Annotated in this window: 1 protein-coding gene; it reads right to left on the bottom strand. The window is 71.7% G+C overall.

The genetic code is table 11. The features are described from left to right. On the bottom strand, nt 1-3497 hold a 3497-nt coding region (locus tag LCE31_RS37975), incomplete at both ends, for an SDR family NAD(P)-dependent oxidoreductase (protein ID WP_308042410.1).

Here is a 3497-nt window from a genome sequence, read left to right as displayed (position 1 = left end):
CAGCACGCTGCGAACCCTGACCAGAGAACATCACCGCCACACGACCAACCTCAGCCCTACCAACAACCACACCACCCCCTTCCTCACCAGCAGCCAACACACCCACACCACGCTCAAGACCAGCACCACCCGAACCCAACACCACCGCACGACAATCAAACACACTCCGCCTCGCCAACGTGAAGGCGATGTCCGTTGCGGCCGCGTCGACAGTAAGCCGCGCGGCGTGCCCTCGCAGCGTCTCGCTCGACTTGCCGGAGAGCACCCACGGCACGACCGGAACCTCCGCCGGAGCAACAACCTCCGGCACCACACCCTGCTCGACGATCACATGCGCATTCGTGCCGCTGAGGCCGAACGACGACACACCGGCCCGACGCGGACGACCGGTCTCCGGCCACGGCACGGCCTTGGTGGCGATCTCGATGGCCCCGGCGGTCCAGTCGACCTGGCTGGTCGGCTCGGTCACGTGCAAGGTGGCCGGCACGGCACCGTGCCGCATCCCCTCGATGACCTTGATCAGGCCGGCCAGGCCGGCGGCGGCCTGGGTGTGACCGATGTTCGACTTGACCGACCCCAGCAGCAGCGGCCGCTCGCGGTCCTGACCGTAGGTGGCGAGCAGCGCCTGGGCCTCGATCGGGTCGCCCAGCGCGGTCCCCGTGCCGTGCGCCTCCACGACGTCGACATCGGCACTGGTGAGGCCCGCGTTGGCCAGCGCGGCCCGGATGACCCGCTGCTGCGACGGACCGTTCGGCGCAGTCAAACCGTTCGAAGCGCCGTCCTGGTTGACCGCGCTACCACGCACGATCGCCACCACTTGGTGGCCGTTGCGCTCGGCATCGGACAGCCGCTCCAGCAGCAGCCAACCAGCGCCTTCGCCCCACCCCGTGCCGTCGGCGCCTTCGGCGAACGCGTGGCAGCGACCGTCGTGCGACAGCCCACGCTGCCGGCTGAACTCCACGAACGTGTGCGGAGTCGCCATCACGGTCGCGCCACCGGCCAGCGCCAGCGAGCACTCACCCTGACGCAGCGACTGCGCCGCGAGATGCAGTGCCACCAGAGACGACGAGCACGCTGTGTCCACCGTGAACGCCGGTCCCTCGAACCCCAGCGCGTACGAGATGCGACCCGACATGACTGAGGCGGTCGTGCCCGTGGCGCCGTAGCCGGTGGCCTCCTCCCCCGTCGCGGCGACGAGCGTGGCGTAGTCCTGGCCGTTGGTGCCGACGAACACGCCAGTCTGCGAGCCGCGCAGGGCCACCGGGTCCAGGCCTGCCCCTTCCAGCGCCTCCCACCCGGTCTCCAGCAACAACCGCTGCTGCGGATCCATCGACTGCGCCTCACGCGGCGAGATACCGAAGAACGCCGGGTCGAACTCGCCAGCCGTGTGCAGGAAGCCGCCGACGCGGACGGTGGTGGTCCCGGGGTGGTCGGGGTCCGGGTCGTAGAGGGCGTCGACGTCCCAGCCGCGCTCCACCGGGAACTCCCCGACCGCGTCCACGCCGTCGGCGAGCAACTGCCACAGCCGTTCCGGCGTGTCGGCGCCGCCGGGGAAGCGGCAGGCCATGCCGACGACCGCGATCGGCTCGTCCACGTAGCCGGTCACGAGCTGTGCCTGCTCCTGCTGGCCGCCGGTCAGCTCATGCAACAGGTACGCGGCGAGCGCGAGAGGGGTCGGGTGGTCGAACACGAGCGTGGCCGGCAAGGTCAGTTCGGTGATCCTGGCCAGCCTGTTGCGCAACTGGACGGCGGACAGCGAGTCGAAGCCTCCTTCACGGAAGGCACGGTCGCTGACGATAGCCTCGCCGTCGCCGTGTCCGAGCACGGCACCAGCCTCGGTGCGAACCAACCGCAGCAGCTCCCGCTCCTGATCCACCGTGGACAGTCCGGCCAGCCGCGTGGCCAGCCCGGACGGCACCACCTGCGGGGTGACGCCCCTGGCCTCCGGCACCTGGCGGAACAGTCCGGTCGCACCGAACGGTGGCACGAACCGCTCCCAGTCGATGCGGGCGATGGCGACGGTCGGCTCGGCGTGACCGACGCACCGGGCCAGCGCGGCCAGCGCGACCTCCGGCTCCATCGACACCAGGCCGTGGCTGTGCAGCTGCCGGCCGACGTCGCCGGCGGCCATACCGCTGTCTCCCCATGGTCCCCACGCGATGGACGTGGCCCGCACGCCTGCGGCACGGTAGGTCTCCACGAGCGCGTCGACGGCGGCGTTGGCGGCACCGTAGTTGCCCTGGCCGGCCGAGCCGACGACACCGGCCACCGAGGAGAACACCACGAAGGCGTCCAGGTCCCGGTCGCGGGTCAGCTCGTGCAGGATCTCGACCGCGTCGACCTTCGCCTTGGTGACTGCGTCGAACCGATCCGGGGTGAGCGTGTCGACCATGCCGTCCGCCAGCACGCCTGCTGTGTGGAAGACGGCGTTGAGCGGGAGGTCAGCCAGCAGCTCGCGCATGCCGTCCCGGTCCGCGGCGTCACAGGCGGCCAGGGTGACGGTGACGCCCGTAGCGGTCAGCTCCGCAGCGAGTTCGCCGGCGCCCGGAGCGTCCGCGCCCCGGCGGCTGGTGAGCACCAGGTGTTCGGCGCCGTTGGCGGCCAGCCAGCGAGCCACGTGCGCACCCAGTGCCCCTGTGCCACCGGTGATCAGCACCGTCCCGCGCGGCTGCCAGTCGGACGCGGCGCCGGTGGCGTGCACGAAGCGGCGGGCGTGGACGCCGTCCGCCCGGACGGCGATCCGGTCCTCGGGACCGCCGAGCGCCCCGGCGCACCGCTGCCACACCTCGGGACCGGCGTTCTCCGGCACATCGACCAGACCGCCCCAGCGGTCCGGGTGCTCCAGTGCGACGGACTGCCCGAGGCCCCACACCATGGCCTGCAACGGGGCCGTGACGTCGCTCGGGCCGGTGGCGCCGCTTGTGACGCACCACAGCGGTGCACGGATGCCGGCGTCACCGAGGGCCTGCACTGCCACCGCGAGCACGGCGGCGTCGCGCCGCGCGTCGCGGCTGCCGAGCGCCAGCAGGGACACCACGCCAACGAAGTCCCCGCTCATCCGGGCGAGCCGGGCGACGGCCGTCGCGCGCTCGTCCGTGTCGAGGTCCACGGTGACGACGTCGGGCAGCGCGGCCACGGCGTCGTCGACCAATTCGTTGCGTTCGGCCGGGACCAGGGCGAGCCAGACGCCAGTGACCGGCTTGCGTTCTTCGACCGGCGGCCATTCGATGCGGTAGCACAGCTGGTCGACGGACGTCCCGGCCTGCCGACGACGGCGCCAGCGGGACAGCACCGGCAGAGCGTCGGCCAGCGCGGTCCGCTCGTCCGCGTTGGCCGTCAGCTCGTCGGCGGCCAGCCGGTCCACGACGTCCCAGAACTCGACGTCGGCCGCGTTGCGGACGGACTCGCGGTGGTCGATCCAGTACCGCTGGCGTTGGAAGGGATAGGTGGGCAGGTCTACCGGGTTGCCACCACCGTAATAGGCAGCCCAGTCCACA

The sequence above is a fragment of the Streptomyces sp. 8L genome (genome assembly GCF_020176795.1).
Lineage (GTDB): Bacteria > Actinomycetota > Actinomycetes > Streptomycetales > Streptomycetaceae > Streptomyces.
The sequence above is the reverse complement of the archived record's forward strand: the minus strand, read 5'-3'. Positions and strand labels throughout refer to the sequence as shown.